Source organism: Litoribacter ruber, assembly GCF_018449405.1.
Taxonomy (GTDB): Bacteria; Bacteroidota; Bacteroidia; order Cytophagales; family Cyclobacteriaceae; genus Litoribacter; species Litoribacter ruber.
This window is the reverse complement of record NZ_JAHCMY010000001.1, coordinates 1-17950: the sequence shown is the minus strand read 5'-3', so window position 1 is coordinate 17950 and position 17950 is coordinate 1. Positions and strand designations below refer to the sequence as shown.

Below are 17950 nucleotides of genomic sequence, written 5' to 3'. Positions count from 1 at the left end.
TCGAGTTATTGTTTAATAAGGCAATAACCCCATAAGTTAATGGACTCATGGGGTTATTAATCAATAAGTAAATGAATAAGTAAGTAAGTAAATAAGGGGAGGTATAAGGCTTCAGCTTGCCTAAGATTAGACCTTAAGCTAAGCTGTTGGAAAAAAATCTTTTTTCTCGCCCCCTAAGCTTACCCGCCACACCCCGATCACTGTGCTTTTCCTTGATTTCTAATCCATATTTTTTCCTTCCTAAATCTGGCTAGTTCTCTAAAAATGTCCAGTTTTTTTAGTAAAAAACTGGACAAATATCTTATATTTGGGATTCAGGAAAAGGATGAAAATAGCCGAATACATATCGTCAAACATAGATAGGCTCCCAAAGGGTTATATATTCACCTATGCTGATTTTATGACGGAAGTGAAAAATAAGGAAGCTGTGATCAAAGCCTTAAACCGAATGGTAGCTTCAGGAAAGATTGCCAAGCTTTCAAAGGGTAAATACTACAAACCCGAGAATACTCCCTTTGGAAAACTTCAGCCAAGCCAGGGGCAGGTAGTAAAAGACCTTCTGGAGGAAGATGGGAAAATCACCGGTTATCTTACAGGCTACAGCATTTACAATCAATTAGGCTTAACTACCCAGGTAAGCAATACCATTCAAATTGGGAAAAATCAAATTCGCCCCAATTTTAAAAGGGAGCGCTATGCAATTTCGTTCGTGATGCAAAAAAACACCATTACAAAGGAGAACATTCCCCTTTTGCAGTTGCTTGATGCAATACGTTATGTCAAAAAAATTCCTGATACCACCATAGAAGGCTCTTGTAGACGGTTCCTGGCAATTATTAAAGAGTTTTCCGAAAAGGAAATCAATACCTTGGTTCGCCTGGCTTTAAAATATCCGCCTGCCACAAAGGCACTATTAGGCGCATTGATAGAGCAAATGGGACAAGGTAAATTAACGAAGCCACTTTTTGAATCATTGAACCCAATAACAAAATATAAATTAGCCGGTGCGGATAGCACCTTGTCCACCACTGAAAAATGGAATATTGTATGAAGTTGCATGACAATAAAACCTTGTTCAGGCAAGAGGTGCGGGTTACTGCTGACCAAATGGGAAGTCCTAACAATATAAAAACATCCCCAAAACCATGGATTCAAAAGAAGCCGACTACATCCTCACGATCAAAGGAAGCCAGAAAGAATTAAAGGAGCAAATTGAGAAGATATTTTCGTTGAACCCGGCCACCTCTGAAAGCCAGGAGGCGGACCTGGGCCATGGCCGGATAGACCCAGGAAATGCGAAGAAATTAACCGATTGGACTTTCTTGATGAACGACAAAAGTGGCCTGGTCTCAAGTCGGTGTGGAGAAAAAGCTTCACTACATTCTTGATGTGGTCTTCAAAGAAGGAACATCACTCAAAAAAAAAGACACTTCAGCTCTTAACTACAACATAAAAGCGAAAGTGGTCCTTCCATTGATTGACAGTGAGAAACCCAACAAGAAGCAAGCAATCGAAACAATTGCTTACTTTACTTAAAAACATTTACAGTCATAAAATACTAAGGATTTAAAAGCCGTTACTGCATTAACCACAAAGATTTTGTTTTTAAGAATTAATTTCTTAAAATTACCTCACCTACAGACTTATTAGATACGGAAGCCAATACTTAAGGCGTCAATATCGATCGACTATTCTTTAGGAAAGGGCCTCATTCAGGTTAGAACAGTTCCAAATTAATGGCACCCAACTTTTGTTTGCAGTATTGGGCGTTGTAGTAACTTTCATTAGTTCCTATCTGGTGATAAACAAACATATCACTTTTGGAGAAATGCTTGCGATCTCCTATTTATTCGGCCAACTCAACACTCCAGTATTTCAATTGGTCGGTTTTTTTAGGGAATTTCAGGATGCCCGCATTTCATTCCAAAGGTTAGAGGAGATCCAACAAATGAAAGATGAGAAAAACCCTGAAATGTTCCCGGCTAAAATCAACAATTATTCGATTAGGTTTAAAGATGTCGATTTTAGGTATGTCGGCTCCCAGGAGAACGTGATCAAAAATCTCAATATGGAAATCCCTGCCGGAAAAGTCTCCGCAATTGTTGGTTCTAGTGGAAGCGGAAAGTCTACCATTTTAAAGCTAATCTTAAAATATTACGAGATCAGCTCTGGTGCCTGCTTGATAACTGATGGCGAAAATGAATATAATCTGAATGAAATTTCGACAAGTTCCTGGAGAGACCATTGTGGGGTGGTTTCCCAATCAGGGTATATTTTCAATGACTCAATCCTATCAAATATTATATTGTGTAAGGATTCATTCAATGAAAGACAATTCAAATTAGCAACCCATATTTCAAATCTGGATGAATTTGTATCTAAATTGCCTATGGGTTATCTTAGTCCTATAGGAAACGAGGGGCTTGCTTTAAGTGGTGGACAAATTCTAAGGATTTTAATAGCCAGGGCTATTTATAAAAATCCATCAATCCTTATATTTGATGAGGCAACTTCCTCATTGGATACCATCAATGAAAGTATTATTGTCTCAAGGTTAAGGGAATTCTACCTGAAAAGAACGGTTATTATCATAGCTCATAGGTTGAGTACAGTGAAAAATTCCGATAATATATTTGTATTGGATAATGGAAAAATTGTTGAATATGGAAATCATGAAAAGCTTCTCACATACAATAGATATTACCAAGAATTGGTAAACAGACAGTTAAATGCATAAACTTCCACATGACAAATGGCACAAAGTATGGATCAAAACATAAAGCATTCTAGGATTTTTAAATTTATTATCAACCTGAAGCCTAAAAAACACTTATATAGTTTTAATGTTATTCAATTTTTGATATCTCTGATTATATTGTTAACAATTATTTTCAATAAAATTTTCAAATTATTGGTCCTGTAAGTAGCAGGCCTTAATGTGATATATCCTAATTCATACCAAGTATGTATAAATTTAAATTCCCAGCCATAGCCGCTTTCCTAACCCTTCTTCTACAGGGAGTTAATTCCAACTGTTTTTCCCAAAAGGATTTCATATCTGGGCTAATTATTGACCGGGACACTGAATCACCCATTCCGTTTACCAATGTTGGAATAAAGAACAAGTTTATAGGAACGGTATCGGACTCTCATGGATATTTTAAGATTAGTATTAATACTCTCTCAGTTAATGATACCATTGAAATATCAAGACTTGGATATGATAAGGAAAAGATGTTGGTCAAGAAACTGATGGATCCTAAATCTAACCCCAGGATAATTTTACTGCAGCAAAAGGCAGTTGATCTGGATGAATTTACTGTTACAGCAGAATCAGCTATCGGAATTAAAACATTTGGAAACTTGACGCTGAAATCCCGCTTTGCATTTGCATTCAACCCCATAAAATCTAGAGCTTCTGAAAATTTTGGAAGAGAGGTAGCAGTCAAAGTGGACCCGAAAAAGAAATCGGTTCGTATAAATACAGTAAAATTCGCATTGGCTAACAACCAGTTTGACCATCTTGTTTTTAGGGTGAATGTTTACAAGGAAGGATCGGACTCCAAAGGATTTCCAGGAGAAAGAATATTCGAGAAAATAGTTGAGGTTAACAATGAGTTTAAGGGCGAATACATGGTTCCATTTGAGCATCATGATATTGTACTTGACGGTAAATTTTGGGTGTCGATGGAGTTTTTAGATTATCGTGATGAACAGGAATTTGGGATCGTTACGGTTCCAGTAAAGCTTCCGTTTGGCAAAATGTACTCTAGGGAAAGTAGCTTGGGTGAATGGAAACAGGTAATTGGCTCTCCAAGTATCCTGATAGAGGCAGAAGTATTTGATCCGTAAAAATATCCAAAATGAGGGAGAGGATTTTGGGTTAGGGAGATTAAATTAAAACAGCCAGTCATAAAATTTCTTCTTAATGAGCATTTGGGGGATATTCCGGAAGGATTTGATTAATTTTTTAAGTAGTTATACCATAAGTCAATCTGCTCAATTGTGTTTATATTGTATGCAGACTGCTCTTCAAAATAATTTTCATTTTTTCCGTAATCCGTCCTTTTTTAAAGGCCCCAAGCTACTAATTAGGCAGATTCCTGGTAAAGTATTATGAATAGCTTCTTATGTTGACCGTGATTTGATGTTGACCAGACAGATTATATTGCAAAAACCAAACCCGGTGTTGAATACATTTATTTCTCCTACTTAGGGATTTTGAATTCAAAATTAATTTTTGGTATTTTAGATCTGTTAACAATGAGTTTGACAACCTTTTTTCCTAAGATAAAGGTCATCGAATTTAAATCCTTATCCTTACCTCGATCTGGTCAGGAGTTAAATCAAATCGGCGATCTAGTCAAAAAGTTCTACCAATATTAAAAAGGACAGGAAATAGAATATATTAAAGATGAAATAAGTGCAAAAATTGATATTTTGGTTTTTAAATTATTTAATCTAACCTCTTAGGAAATATTAATAATAAAAAAAGTGAAATAGTCAATTTAATAGAGAATAATAGCCTAGGTGTATAGGAATAATGAAAACTGCTATCGACACTTAGCTAACACATTCAAAGTCTGTTTTATTGAATAATTTAGATTAAATCTCTACTCAAGCCCCCTCAAGTTTTATTATTGACAACAATCTAGGTTGTCAATAATAAAAATAATAAATTAAATTAACATGAATAATCCATTTGAATATACTGAAATTATAAAAACTGAATTTGCTTCAGCATCTGATAGAGCTTGCGTAATTGTATCTGCATCATTTCTGGATGAATTTCTAAAGGAAATTTTAATTCATTTTGTGCGAAGATAAAAAATTGGACAAGGAAATGTTTAGTGGAGTTGGTCCTTTATCCTCTTTTAGCTCTAAGGTAAAAATATCTTATAGACTGGGATTAATTTCCTCTGAAGAGTATAAAAAAATTGAAATATTTAGGTCTATTAGAAATAAGTTTGCTCATGAAGTTTCTATAAACTCATTAGAATTAGATGTTTTCAAAGATAAAATTCAGCAATTGGTAGTTAAAACTGAATTATTGCCTCCAACTACTATTTTTCTTCCTGAATATTCTGGTCAAAATATCCCTCCTGCTGAATTTGAAAAAATCATTACGGAATCTCCCAGAGATATAATTGAAAAGTTTATTCTTTATATAGCCAATAACTTAATGGGTAGAGCTATGGAGGCAATAAATAAAAGGTGTAAACATCCTGTTGAATACAAATATTCTTATGAACCATTAGAGATTTTTCTTAAAGTACTGAAAGAGAGCAATTTAAAATTGAGAGAATTAAGTACTAAGGCTATCCAAAATAAGAAAAAAATATTGGAAGAAATTGAGCAACTGATAGAAAAAAACAATGAAATCATTCGTGATCTAATGTCCTCCGACGTATTGTCGGAAGAGAATGTTGAAAAACTAGAGAAAGCAAAAATGATAGGCATAAGATTAGAAAAAAATAAGTCTAAAACAATTGAAGAAATTAAGTTGCATCAAGAAGGGGATGGAAATGTCGATTATTCTAAAATAAATATGCTGAAAGGATTAACCTATCATATAATTCAAGAAATTAAAAAAGCCTACAAGAAAAATCAATAGGTATTGGATTTTATATAATTGATTCTTTTTATGACGCGTATTTATTAGGAGAGCTGACGTTTCCAATGCCGGTAATTGCGAGGGTAAGAAGTTCCTCTGAAATATGGTCTTTAATTTCAAAACAATTTTTCTAACGAAATTTGGCTATGTGTGATTTTGATTATGGATTTTTTAAAAGCCTATTTCTTTCCGATTTTGATGGAATAAGAAAGTGCTCCCTATCGGATAAGGATTTATTCCTTACTCTTCCCGTTCCGGAAGTGTATGACCATTGGCAGAGAAGAGAAGTGACTATATCAGCTTTTGAAATCCTGAAGATGAGCATAGATGCCTGGTATAGCTTAAGGGGGAAGGAAAGCTTGCAATCGCTGAGTATTAACCCTTCCGAGTTTTACAACTCCTCAATAAAATGCCTGGCTTACCTTGAGCAAAAATTTCCGGATCAATGTATTGCTGAAGTGCCGTACGAGAAGTATTTACACTTTTGCTATACCATAGGTGAGGAGGAGGAGTGGTACGGCCCATTAGAAGTTGCCCAATTAGTGGATGATGGTTTTAAAAAAATTGATATAGAGCTAATCAACGCCGGAGCCAGAAGAAATGTAAAAAAAGTCATATCCCTTCTAAATCTAGGTGCCAATCCCATGGTGGACCCAGAAGAAAAAACCAATGGCAGCGAAATCATAGATCACCTAGTCAAGGATGAAAGTAATGCTTTTGTGCAATATCTAAATTGTCTAAATTCACCTAGCAAAGACGAGGGGATCAGAACTTATGAAAAAGCCTTTGCCATGTTGGCTGAACTATACACGGTGGCCAGTTCTGCAAAACTTTTGAGGGTGATTGAGGAATTTGGGATTGTAGATCCTACGGGGAACTCCTAATCTAACCCATCAAGGAGATCTTTTAGTGATAATGTTGATCCCTTAATTTCCCCCTGCTTTATCTTCTTCACTGTCTCCTCCATATGGGAAAACTTCTGCTGGATGGTATGCTCATCAAAGCCAGCAAAAGTCATTTCATAAATAACATGACTAAATATTTCCAGCTCATTAAAATTTAATATGGTAAATGGGTGGATCTCCATTGCCAGCCATTCCTGCCAAGGCAGGAATTCTAAGGAATAGATTTTTTCAGTTTCAAAGGAACTAGATTGGATTTCATTATAGCCCACTACTTCAGCTGAATCAGTTCCGTTATCCTTCCCTGGATCAATTTTAATAAGCATTTGGAGGTCTGACGAACTGGGTTTCATTCCTTTTAGTTTTTGATAAACCAGCTCATAAGCTTTCAAACTCTTTATTTGATCGGGATAAAGCTTTTGGAAACTAGAGCTAACTTTACCCCATGGGTAATTTTGGATTATTTCATGTAGTTTCATATCTATTCATCTAATTGGTCTCCATTTTGGCTGAGACTGTCTTTTATTATTTCTAGACTTGGTACAGTATTAAAACCTGCCTCAGGTAGATTTAAAACGCCTTCCAAAAAGTATTTACTCATTATTGACTGTTGGCATTGAAAATCCCTCCGAAAGGGTTTTAAAGTATATTTGTTGATTACTGCTTTTTCAGCAAAGCTTTGAATATTACCAATTAAGGAATTCACTGCCCTGTAATTTGGTGTTCCCTTTGCCACCTCAGAACATAGTTGGAGGAGGAAAAGATAATATTATAAATTTGTGCAACGCTGAATTTCTTCACAAGATCACCGAAGACTGTTAAAGTTTTCTCTCCAACCCTTGGCTTGCCAAACAATCTATCAATGGTTACCCAATAATAATCTATGCATTCATGAATCGCTAACTCCTGCCAAAGCAATAGAGCATTCTCAAGCTCATCTTCTGTGGGTTTTATAGGTATTAGAATTTGTTGGATAAGTTTATCCGTAGCTAAACTTCGGCTTTTTATACAAAGGTTATATCTGCAATAATCCTCAAAAAGAATATCCTCTTTTCCCTCTAAGTCTAATATCAAGAGCCCATTATCATCCGTGTGGGGAGAAACCTCCAAAAAATTGTGGTTTTGGAGAAAGGAAAAATATTGTTCTTCCAAGATTTTGGTAGGTGTGAACTTTGTCAGAAAATCATTCAGCGGCTTTATCTCCCTAAAATTTTCCAACATACCCTCGCGCATATAAGCCCCCAAAACTATTTTCCCCTTATAGGACAAGTCCTCAAACACCGGATAATTTGCAGGGTCAAGGGTGTATTTGTTTTTGATGTATTCTGCCCTAATTTTCTTTTCCTCTTCTCTTATCCTGAAGCGGTGTAACTCACATTGAGTACATGGACAGGTTACGCTTTCAATATGGTTGCAGTTGGGACAGTAGGCTTTCTTCGGTTCGCTTCTGTATTGGAATTCCGATTTTGACAACCTTTTACGATAAAGACCAGTGGAACAATGTGGGCATGGCCTTCCAACTTCCTCCGGAGGGAAATGTTTTTTTAATGAAGAAGGGGAAACATCAAGATTAAATTCTTCAATCAAATCCATAGCCTTTTCTGTATAATATCGGTTAATCAGGTCTTCGATCTGGTCCTTGTTAAGATGTTCAAATATGTTTTTCATTATTAACTATCGTTTTATGGCGCAAAAGAAAGCAGAAATGCCATATCTCTGCAATTTAATGACAGTAATTGACTGGCTATTTTTTTATTTCAGAATTTTCGGGGGTGGAACAAATTAATTTTTTAATTTAATGAAATTTTTAAAAACTCTAATCTTTAAGCTTTTACATGGAAAATGTTTCAAAATCAGAGTATCTTTCAGCCCTGGATATAGTTGAAAGATACCACAAACAGCTTCATGCTCAAATTGACTTCCTTTCGTGCCACAAAACCCCTATTGAGGATTGGTTTGCCAACCTTCCGGAGGAGCCAAGCGGAAGACTTAAAAACATCCTACTTCACAATCCCCCTTTTGAATATTTGGAGGATATCACCAAGTTTCAATTTTTAAGGCAAAGGAATGCAGGAGAGGTTACCTGGACGGAATTTGAGAAGCTGAAGAATCTTAGTAGGAAAGAGTAGAGATAAGATTTTCTCAGTTATGGTCTTCCCTGTTTATCTACCTAATTACCTACCTAACTATTCTCCTAAATCCCTACTTAGGTATCTACCTAAATAGGGATTTAGGGAAGGTGGGATTAATTTACTTGGTAGATGGGCATGTCATACGGGCTATTCACTAACGTCCAATATCCCTTTTTTTCTTTTTCTTTCTAATCATCTCCTCTTCATCAAATTCATAAAATGAATCCTGGTCTACCGTTGGTAAGAGTAAGTTCCAAAGCATGGAAGGAGCCTCTGGCGAACTGGGATTTAAATCAGGAGTTTTATTCACCGCTTCTTTTTCTTTTGCTTCGGCTTCACGTTTATTTTCCAACCAATCAGCCACTCTTTGTTTCCGTGCCTCATTTTGGAAATTGAAGGAGTCTTCCACCTTCCGGCTGTAACCGGTCATTTGGTCAAAAAGCTCCTGAGATGCTTGGCGAAAGTTATTTCTATTAAATCCACCTCTAATCACTCCCTTCTTGGAGTTTATGTGGTTAGTTACTGGAGAAAGCTTGTATCTCTGCTGAAGGTCTCTTCTGGAAATTATGACGTGGACATGATAATTAAGCCCCGGTTTTGGCTCTTTTGTTTTTTTATCATATCTGTTCTCTTCAAATTTCGCGAAATACATTAAATCCTCCCCCTGAAGCCCTTTCCTGAAATTTTCCGCATATTTGTTCATTAAATTCCTTGTATAAGCCATTAGGAATTTTTCCTCCTGCCCCTTAGAAATGAATCTTAACTCTTTCTGGGATGGGCTGATATTTAAGAGAAAATATTTTGAGTCCTTTTTTCCTAACTTTCTTTTATTGGCGTCAATGCTCTTAATAACCTCTTCCACAGATACCTGGTCAGAGGAATGGGAAAAGAAATGTCTTTTCTCATTCTCTCCTTTTCCCTCGTTTTCCTTTTCAAGGTAAAAAGCAAGCTTCATACAAGAGCCCTTTTTGTCAGCTTTTGTACCGAACACCGTTGATCCAAAGGATACGTTCATACATCATTTGTTTTTTGGGAACAACTTTTTGGTAATTTCAATGGACGTTTTAAAGGAGGTCAAGAAATCGGTTAAGGGAGCCACATAGGAATTCGGGATTATTCCAGTCTTACCCTGTAGAAAATTGGGATGCTCTTTCCTCATGAAGTTATAAAATGCCATCTGGTCCTCATACAACTTCTTTAGAAAATCAAAATATTCTTTGTTTCTTGTTCTAAGGTATTCCACCCTCTGTGCCAATGCACTATCCATCCCCCCTTTAATCTGGGATGTATCCCTTTTTACAGATTGAATGGTATCGTTTTGTTGTGAAATATAGCTATTAAGCTGGCTTTTAACTTCCTGATTATTCTCTATGCTTTTGATTATTAGCTTTTCAAGATTGTTTAATTTTTCCGCCACCTGGTCTTTGAGAATGACTGAAGGGTTGATACCATTCTTATGGCAATATTTAATCATGTCCTCGACATACTTCTTAAGTGGAACATTAAAATTGTCAGCTAACTTTTTTGCCTTTTGGTGATGATCACCATCAATAAGAATGGATTTGTTTTTTACTAGATTTTCCATTTTGCATTAAATTGAGAAGTACAAATTGATATATTTTTATAGTGGTATGGGAAGAAATATCCGAAGGTTGGTTTTTCAAAGAATGGGGCTCTGCCCCATTCCCACTTGCTTATATAATCCTTCCTTTTTAAGACCCTAACCACCCTTAAGAGAAACACTATATTTTGACCAGCATTTATAGCCTTTTCAGAGCCTGCCTTTCCTAAAGCCCCCACTATTGGCCCCAATCTTTTCAATGAAAAATATAATGCTCCTGACTTTGCATTCATTGCATTCTTCGTGCAGTAAATTGGCGGCGAAATCTGGCTTTCCAGCCAGATTTCGACATCTCTGCAAAAACTGCAAAGAGTGCAGAAAAGATTATAGCTTTTCATAGACACCGGGCTTAATAGTTGTGAACAGGCGAGGGTTATTGGATAGAAAATAGAAGAATGTCCTTTCAGATAAACCCACTTTAGAAGCTATATTCTTCCCTTCAGAAGTTTTAAATTTTTTCGGTAATTTATGGTATAGTTCTAATTGATAAGGCTTAAGCCTTTCAAGGGGATCGGTATTTATGAGGTAGTCTAACGCCTGCTCCGATTGCCGTCTGAAAAATTCCGAAAGTTTTATGGCCTTGGCGGTGGTCTCTATAGAGATGGATTCAAGGTCTCCTTCCTCAAAGGCCCAAGAAATAAATTGAAGGATTAAGCAAATCCGCTGTAAATGAATATCAAATTTGGAGTAAAGCGACGCTACAGCTTCATCTGCCCCATCCACAAGCCCCTTATTGTAGACATTCAGCCATTCCAATATTAGTGTTTCTGCTTCTGGGGAAAAGGAAAAATTTATGTTTACATCCTTCTTCTCATTGCTATAACCATAGATTTTCTTGACACTCTCTTCAAAAGATTCAACAGCTTCCTGGATATTAACTCTCTGATACTTGGCTTTCTCAGTATGCTTTGGCCATACATAAAGGAACCGGTCAAAAAAACCTGATCCATTTGTAAAGACTGAGTTTAATGCTTTTTCAAAAACTTTAGGCTGTGTTGTACCTGCCAACATCAAGAAAGGATCTAGAATAGGAGCTGATTCTTTACTGACTCTATTAAGGATGACAGGATCCTGGCACCACATTTCCAGATAGTTTTCGAGATCACTACCGGATCGGTATTTATTCAGATCACGGAAAAAACCGGCTATTTCATCTCTTATTTGCGCGACCCCTCTGGAATTTTTTGCTAGAGCATCTCCTATGGCCTCAAGAGTGGTGTCTTTTAAAATAGATTGCATTCTCACCGGAGGCACTTTAGGGCAAGTTGCCCTTTCTTTAGCATCAAGTTCAAGCCATGCTTCATAAGCATCCTGGTCTTTTTTGTATAGATGGTATTGCTCTTCGTCTTTTTTATAAAACCACCTCATTGCGAACTTTAAGGCTGAGCTTTTATTTGATCCTGAATTGCCAATTATGCACATAAAAAGTATAGGTTTCAGCTGTGCGCTATTTTCCAAAACGGAGACTGAGCAATTATTACCGATTGCGAAACCATAAGAAAACAAAATTGCTGATGCCAGGTAATCAGGGTGGATTCCCCTCCCAGCAGAGACTTTGTTTATGATTTCTTGAAGCTCTTTCGGGTAAATATCTAATGGGAAAGAGGATTGGTTATTATTTGGGCTTAACACTGACTGAAGGTCTGTTGATATTTGAGGAAACTGTTTATTAAATGTCATATGTAGAAATTTTAAGGCATAGAATTCCACCCTCCCATTTCTAGGAGCTATTTTCCTTAATAGTGAAATTCAACTATTATTAATTAAAGTACTTTTTATGAAGTAAACCTAGCTTGAATATGCGATCAGAAATCCTTTCCAGGATCGCCTGGAAAAATATGATTTCATCGATTTTATATAATGGATGAATGGAGCTAGGAAGTTTTAGTGATTTCACATACAGCAGTGATTCACCTATATCTAGGAGAATATTTCGTTTTTGAAAGGAAGCAGGAACAAAATAAAGCTTGTGAAACCCTTGATCTTGATTACCTCTTCGGATTGAATTAAAAAAGGCTTCAAATTGAGAAATATGGTTTTTTTCTAGAGGGACTTTATTTTGAAGGGTAATTTTAAAAACCTGATTATAAAACCTTTGGCAATCCCTTACGTCATTAAGGGTTGCAACTTTTTCCCTAAATAGATCTATCTTCCATTTGGGAAACTCATGTTTTTTGGGCATATTTGCAAAGTTTTAAATGTGTGTGTGACGTGTTTAAGACCTTAGAACAGGAAGCTAATTGAATCATAGTTTTCCATTTAAGGAGAGGATGGCAGTCCTCTCCTTTATTTTTATATTTTAAATTCACCAGCAAAAAAACGTTCTACTTCTCGCTGATGAATGTATCGCCTCTTGCCAATGTATATCGATTTAAACTCCATTCCTTTAGTTTCTGCGATAGTTTCTAATTTTTGGATAGAATAATGAGACTTCAACCCTGTTTTAGCCTTAAATTGTGGTAATGAAAAATAATCTGGCAGGGGCGATTTCGGCAGGTCGTCAAGAGGCTGGTTACCTTTGATAGAAGTGATTTTTTCTTCTAGGCTAGTAAACTTTTCATTTACTTTTTCCAAAAGCTTAAAGTGCTCTTTAACCCACTTTAGGGATTCTCCGGTCAAGACGATAACATTTTCTTGGATTGGATTTTTTTCTTGAATCATAGCATTTTATATTTCGTACGATTCAAATTTAATCTAAAATTTCAAATGTGTTACTATAGGAACACATATTTTTTTAAAAAATTATCCTTTAGCTATTCTAAAGCGTGCCTCTGCGTCAAATTTTTGATCAAATTGAGTTTTAAAGTTATTCAACTCTGAAGCTTTTTCAAATTTCATCATTCTGAATTGAAGCTTATTAATATCATCTTCTGGATAGGATTGTAATGCCTCTCTATAATCCTCATATGCTTTGAAAAAGGTATCACATTTCCCAATTTCTACAAGCTCATCAAAAAGTTCAGAATTCGTGTCTTTTAAAAATCCCAGCAAAATCATAATAGGCGTTTGGTCTAAGAGATCAAATGCGTAGGAAGATTTCTCTCTTAGTTTGGTCTCCAAGGCATACATTAAGGGTAATGAGTTAAAATATTTCAACATGCTTTCCACAAACAAAGTGTTTAAAGAGGCGTGTTGGGTAAGCATTTGTGGCTGAAAAGTCACACTTACAATTTCTTCAATATAGTCACGAAACAAACTGATGTAATTTGTTTCTTTTTCAATTAACCTATCCAATAATGATCTATCGGTTCTAAGTTGGTCCAAATAATATGGGTTATCCCGAACTAATCTTACAGCAAAATGAGATGTGTAGGTGACTTTAGCTCTTTTATATCTTACTATCACGTAAAGCGGGAATCCCGTCAAGGATTTCCCTATTTTTTTTAAATCTTCACCATGGAAGAATTGGATTGCTAATTTGCTTTTCTTCATTTTAAATTCATCTTTCGATTAATCCAATTATTCTAAGATATGTTTCTTGTGTTCTTCTCTCAGTGTAATGCTTCTTCAGGATAGACCCAGGTGAATGGCCAAAAATCATCTTGATGTCATTCTCTTCCATCCCTAGACGATCTGCCCATGTCCCAAAGGTTTTCCTTCCTACTTTGTTAGATAATTTTTCCGTAAAGCCAATTTTATTAGCGAGGGTTTTAAGAGCTAAGTTAAATTTCTGTTCAGAAATGGCGATTTGTGATGGAAATATATTTTGGCAATCTTCACAGTAATATTTGAAGAAAATTTGCTTAGCCGATTCATTAAGGGGTATCCAAAATTTTTCTCCATTTTTTCTTCTCTCCCCCTTAAGCACTAAATACTCTGGATTAATCTTGATTAAATTCTCATCGAAAACGGTCTTAGGCTCTAACCTTATTAGATCTTTATAGAGCAAAGAGGTGTTACAAAGTAAGATAAACAAATCCCTTGTTATTTCAAGCCTATTTTCACCCTTGGAAAATTTAAGTTCTTTCAACTTTTTGTAATGGTCGTCCTTGAGATAAGTTATATCTCCAGAACCTTCATCGGAAGGAATATCTAAACTATCAAAATATCGAGCCTTAAAAGGGATTTCATATTGATCACAATATTCCCTATAGATTTTCTTTAGCCTATCCACGTATTTTTCAACGGTAACCCCCACTTTCTTTTCGCTTAAGAGGAAGTCTACGTAACTGGCCATAAACTCTTCATTTATTTCGGCCATTGAAGCGTGAATCCTAAAGCGTTCCATTTGCTTCTTCAAAGTATGGTACACTTTTTTAGTATCATACGCTAGTTTAGATGTGCGATCTGAGTTCAGGAAATAGTCTATATAGGAAATAATGGTATCACTTGCCCCGGGCGCCATAATGCCATCAACTCCTTTGATTCTTTTTCCTTGAAATTTAACTTGATAGATTTTTTTTAGCTTTTCCGAAGTAAGTATTTCGTTTCTTCTGGAGTGTTCCTCTATAATCTCTTTCAAATTGTGGATAGCCCTGGCAATAGTGCGGTTATGGGATTCTGCGTAGGGGTAGTAGCTGTTTACCCACTTTAAAGTTTTGCCTGACCAGGCCTTTTCCGGGATCTTTTCAAGCCCTAAGTTGATATACTGCCGGATCTTTCGATTTATACATAAGTATATCGTTTCTCCTTGGGAAGATTTTTTTCCTTTGGGATTCAAAACGGCCTTTATCTTGAAATCAATCATGGCCAAAAATAGGCAAAAAAAACAGGGGGGACAAAAAGGGGGACAAATGCACCCGAATTTCCCAAAATTTGACAGATTCGAAGAGGTTCAAAAACGTGCAAAAAAAAGGCTTTAAGAAGGTTTTTAGAGCGATAAACAAAAAAAGGATACCTTTCGGCATCCTTCTGAGTAGCGGGAACAGGACTCGAACCTGTGACCTTCGGGTTATGAGCCCGACGAGCTACCAACTGCTCCATCCCGCGATATATCTTAACAATTGATTTGTCGCTATTTTAGTTCATTAAAACCGGATTTTTTTGCCTTTTGCGTTTCCCTTTGCTTTAATGTGATACAAATGTAAGGGGATTTTTTGAGAAGTCAATAGGGTGGGCATAAAAATAATTGACCCTACTCACCACAATCTGCCCTTTACTTTGATTTTCAGAAATTTATCACACGACAAAAATTTTCAAAATAAAACCATAATTAATCAACCCTTACAAATACCTGGTCTTCCACAATCACATCACCTCCTACAATTCCTCCCGGGATTAGGAATTCCCGGTTCTCATTTTGCAATACCAATTCAATCTGCTGGGCATTGTTTAACGCAGGGTAGGAAGTTTCATCATAGGGCCGCAATGAATCTTCACTCACATATGGCTGCTCATAGGGCCTGTAGGCCATAAAAGTAGCCGTTTTGGTCAGGGTATGGCCATTATAGGAGTAATTCCCCCTTTCGATCATGATAAAACCCACAGGCTCCCTTTCTCCTTCCTCCCTCATATAATGCCTATACTCATAGCTGCCATTCGGGTTGAATATATAGTCAACCACATACTCCAACTCCATATATTCATTAAATCCGGCTGACTCCCAGGTCCCAACCAGTTTATTCTCAAATTCATTCGCAGCCTCATTGCAAGCCGTAAACATCAGCAATAAAGCAAAGAGAGGGAAAAGTAAAAACTTCTTCATGTCCGTAGAATATTTTAAAGTCAGGCAATATAGGAATATATTTATTTTATACGGACAACTACTGATTTTCGTTGATAGTGGATAGTCCACAGACATGGGTACCAAGTACCAGGTACCAAGTACCAAGTACCCTCATCACCACAAGTTGGTTTGCAGCCATTTTAACGCGATGAAACCATCCAGCGTCTTCATTCTCGCACCCTTCCTACGAGCTTCGCTCTTCGGATGNTGGACCGTGGACAAAAACACCTTTGCGCTCTTCCTTTTGACTTTGCGCCCTTAGTGCCTCTTTTATTTACGTGGGTAAATGGGTACCAAGTACTAGGTACCAAGTACAAAGTATCCACATCATCATAGGTTGGTTGGGAGCCCATTTAATGCGGCAAAGCCATTCACCGCCCCTATTCTCGCACCCTCCCTCCGAGCTTCGCTCTTCGGATAGGGTATCAAAACTGTTGTCCCGAGGCTGCGCCTCGGGACGATAGAAATGGAGGCTTCGCCTCCCAAACGTAACTCTCCGCCGCGAATACCTGGTACCTGGTACGTTGTACTTGGTACCCTAAAATCATTTATTCCAACTCCGAAAAGGCCGTTGAGCCCTTTCCCCTTGGTGCTACTTATTTTTTACTTATTCGACCCTGCCTTTGGCTGGCAGGCAGGTTTGTGACCCATTTCCTTTCAGCCTAGCGTCGCCTCGCGCTTTTCTAAACCCCTAAACCTCCCGATCCGCGCAGCGATGATCGGGAAATAAACTCCTAAACGCCGAAGCTATTTCCACTTCCTAATTACCCCTCCACATCAACCCAATCAATCACCGTTCCCTCACATTCAGGAGCATTGGGGCAGCAAATATACTCATCCCCGTTGCGGTCCTTGAACACCTTATAATCCCCAGCCAAGAAAACCAGATCACAGTGAATACACTTCTTCCTCTCCTCCAGCCCCAGTTTCCTGCCAAAAGGATGGTTTTTCCGGAGGTATTGTTGCTTATCTTTTACTTCTATTTCTTTCATAATATGCAAAGGTACGAAGGGAGAAGGAATGATTGGCTCAGATCCCTTGTCACGTTCTAAATCAACTTGACACTTTTTTCTCAAGCTTTTATATTTTTCTCCGCGAAGAAGCCTTTGTGCGACTTCGTGAGAACCCTGACTGCCGTCAGGCAAGTNCTTATTTTTTACTTATTCGACCCTGCCTTTGGCTGGCAGGCAAGTTCGTGACCCATTTCCTTTCAGCCTAGCGCCGCCTCGCGCTTTTCTAAACCCCTAAACCTCCCGATCCGCGCAGCGCTGATCGGGAAATAAACTCCTAAACGCCGAAGCTATTTACTTCGTACTTCAAGAGTGAACTTTGTGCGACTTCGTGGAAACTTTGTGCCCTTCGTGACCCATTTGTCTCCGCGTCGAAGACTTGGTGTGACTTCGTAGAAACTTTGTGTCCTTCGTGACCAATTCAATTTGGCGTCGCCTCGCGCTTTTCTAAACCCCTAAACCTCCCGATCCGCGCAGCGCTGATTGGAAATAACCTTCTAAACGCCGGAGCTAATTTGGGTACGAGTACTAGGTACCATGTACCAAGTATTTTTAGGACAGATCTGCATTTATACCATTTGGACCTAATCGCATATTCGCCTTTGTGACCCATTTNTCGCCTCGCGCTTTTCTAAACCTCTAAACCTCCCGATCCGCGCAGCGATGATCGGGAAATAAACTCCTAAACGCCGAAGCTATTTACCTCGTACTTCAAGAGTGAACTTTGTGCGACTTCGTGGAAACTTTGTGCCCTGCGTGACCCATTTGTCTCCGCGTCGAAGACTTTGTGTGACTTCGTAGAAACTTTGTGTCCTTCGTGACCAATTCAATTTGGCGTCGCCTCGCGCTTTTCTAAACCCCTAAACCTCCCGATCCGCGAAGCGATGATCGGGAAATAAACTCCTAAACGCCGGAGCTATTTACTTCGTCCTTCCGCTCCTAATTCACGTTTCACATCCCCCTGCCCCCTCCCGATTCGCTCCGCTGCTCGGGACAAGCTGTGTCC

The 17950-nt window shown here is 37.6% G+C and carries 20 protein-coding genes and 1 tRNA gene; 7 read left to right on the top strand and 14 right to left on the bottom strand.

Annotated features, from left to right (window positions below):
* Positions 1-307: 307 nt before the first annotated feature.
* The 6 genes from KI659_RS00105 to KI659_RS00080 all read left to right on the top strand — a co-directional run bounded on the left by KI659_RS00105 (position 308) and on the right by KI659_RS00080 (position 6498).
* The gene (locus KI659_RS00105) at positions 308-1051 is read left to right on the top strand and encodes a type IV toxin-antitoxin system AbiEi family antitoxin domain-containing protein (RefSeq protein ID WP_213943310.1); all 744 of its coding nucleotides are present in this window, start codon (positions 308-310) and stop codon (positions 1049-1051) included.
* A gap of 94 nt (positions 1052-1145) precedes the next feature.
* Positions 1146-1388, top strand: a complete 243-nt coding sequence (locus KI659_RS00100; protein ID WP_213943309.1) for a hypothetical protein — start codon at positions 1146-1148, stop codon at positions 1386-1388.
* A 560-nt stretch (positions 1389-1948) separates the two neighbouring features.
* Positions 1949-2737 carry an ATP-binding cassette domain-containing protein gene (locus KI659_RS00095; RefSeq protein WP_213943308.1) on the top strand — a complete coding sequence of 263 codons (789 nt, stop codon included), beginning with the start codon at positions 1949-1951 and terminating at the stop codon, positions 2735-2737.
* Positions 2738-2964: 227 nt separating this feature from the next.
* On the top strand, positions 2965-3852 hold the full coding sequence (locus KI659_RS00090; protein WP_213943307.1) for a carboxypeptidase-like regulatory domain-containing protein: 888 nt from the start codon (positions 2965-2967) through the stop codon (positions 3850-3852).
* A gap of 961 nt (positions 3853-4813) precedes the next feature.
* Positions 4814-5614 (top strand): MltR family transcriptional regulator, encoded by an 801-nt coding sequence (locus KI659_RS00085; RefSeq protein ID WP_213943306.1) that lies wholly within the window; start codon positions 4814-4816, stop codon positions 5612-5614.
* Between the two features lie 146 nt (positions 5615-5760).
* Entirely contained in the window at positions 5761-6498 is a 738-nt protein-coding gene (locus KI659_RS00080) for a hypothetical protein (protein WP_213943305.1), read from the top strand.
* Here the strand turns inward: KI659_RS00080 and KI659_RS00075 are convergent.
* Genes KI659_RS00075 through KI659_RS00065 form a run of 3 tightly spaced genes read right to left on the bottom strand, consistent with a single transcriptional unit; the run spans position 6495 to position 8184 of the window.
* Positions 6495-6995 carry a DUF6557 family protein gene (locus tag KI659_RS00075; protein ID WP_213943304.1) on the bottom strand — a complete coding sequence of 167 codons (501 nt, stop codon included), beginning with the start codon at positions 6993-6995 and terminating at the stop codon, positions 6495-6497. The genes KI659_RS00080 and KI659_RS00075 overlap by 4 nt on opposite strands.
* Positions 6996-6997: 2 nt before the next feature.
* Positions 6998-7222, bottom strand: a complete 225-nt coding sequence (locus KI659_RS00070; protein WP_213943303.1) for a hypothetical protein — start codon at positions 7220-7222, stop codon at positions 6998-7000.
* On the bottom strand, positions 7219-8184 hold the full coding sequence (locus KI659_RS00065) for a hypothetical protein (RefSeq protein WP_213943302.1): 966 nt from the start codon (positions 8182-8184) through the stop codon (positions 7219-7221). Before KI659_RS00065 ends, KI659_RS00070 begins: the two co-directional genes overlap by 4 nt.
* A gap of 167 nt (positions 8185-8351) precedes the next feature.
* Between KI659_RS00065 and KI659_RS00060 the strand changes: the two genes are divergently transcribed.
* Entirely contained in the window at positions 8352-8645 is a 294-nt protein-coding gene (locus KI659_RS00060) for a hypothetical protein (protein ID WP_213943301.1), read from the top strand.
* Positions 8646-8802: 157 nt separating this feature from the next.
* Here KI659_RS00060 and KI659_RS00055 read toward each other — a convergent pair whose 3' ends face one another.
* The 11 genes from KI659_RS00055 to KI659_RS00005 all read right to left on the bottom strand — a co-directional run bounded on the left by KI659_RS00055 (position 8803) and on the right by KI659_RS00005 (position 16926).
* The gene (locus KI659_RS00055) at positions 8803-9663 is read right to left on the bottom strand and encodes a DUF5712 family protein (protein ID WP_213943300.1); all 861 of its coding nucleotides are present in this window, start codon (positions 9661-9663) and stop codon (positions 8803-8805) included.
* 3 nt (positions 9664-9666) lie between these two features.
* The gene (locus KI659_RS00050) at positions 9667-10233 is read right to left on the bottom strand and encodes a BfmA/BtgA family mobilization protein (protein ID WP_213943299.1); all 567 of its coding nucleotides are present in this window, start codon (positions 10231-10233) and stop codon (positions 9667-9669) included.
* Positions 10221-10607 carry a hypothetical protein gene (locus tag KI659_RS00045; protein ID WP_213943298.1) on the bottom strand — a complete coding sequence of 129 codons (387 nt, stop codon included), beginning with the start codon at positions 10605-10607 and terminating at the stop codon, positions 10221-10223. Before KI659_RS00045 ends, KI659_RS00050 begins: the two co-directional genes overlap by 13 nt.
* Entirely contained in the window at positions 10594-11949 is a 1356-nt protein-coding gene (locus tag KI659_RS00040) for a DUF3987 domain-containing protein (RefSeq protein ID WP_213943297.1), read from the bottom strand. Before KI659_RS00040 ends, KI659_RS00045 begins: the two co-directional genes overlap by 14 nt.
* 79 nt (positions 11950-12028) lie before the next feature.
* On the bottom strand, positions 12029-12451 hold the full coding sequence (locus KI659_RS00035; protein WP_213943296.1) for a hypothetical protein: 423 nt from the start codon (positions 12449-12451) through the stop codon (positions 12029-12031).
* A gap of 110 nt (positions 12452-12561) precedes the next feature.
* Complete coding sequence (locus tag KI659_RS00030) at positions 12562-12930, bottom strand: hypothetical protein (RefSeq protein ID WP_213943295.1); 369 nt, start codon at positions 12928-12930, stop codon at positions 12562-12564.
* An 81-nt stretch (positions 12931-13011) separates the two neighbouring features.
* Positions 13012-13701: a hypothetical protein gene (locus tag KI659_RS00025; protein WP_213943294.1), complete on the bottom strand. Its 690-nt coding sequence runs from the start codon at positions 13699-13701 to the stop codon at positions 13012-13014.
* Between the two features lie 7 nt (positions 13702-13708).
* Entirely contained in the window at positions 13709-14956 is a 1248-nt protein-coding gene (locus tag KI659_RS00020; protein WP_213943293.1) for a tyrosine-type recombinase/integrase, read from the bottom strand.
* A gap of 169 nt (positions 14957-15125) precedes the next feature.
* Positions 15126-15198 (bottom strand) — tRNA-Met (locus KI659_RS00015).
* Positions 15199-15421: 223 nt separating this feature from the next.
* On the bottom strand, positions 15422-15913 hold the full coding sequence (locus KI659_RS00010; RefSeq protein WP_213943292.1) for a hypothetical protein: 492 nt from the start codon (positions 15911-15913) through the stop codon (positions 15422-15424).
* A 785-nt stretch (positions 15914-16698) separates the two neighbouring features.
* Positions 16699-16926, bottom strand: coding sequence for a hypothetical protein (locus tag KI659_RS00005; RefSeq protein WP_213943291.1), 228 nt, complete (start codon positions 16924-16926; stop codon positions 16699-16701).
* Positions 16927-17950 lie beyond the last annotated feature (1024 nt).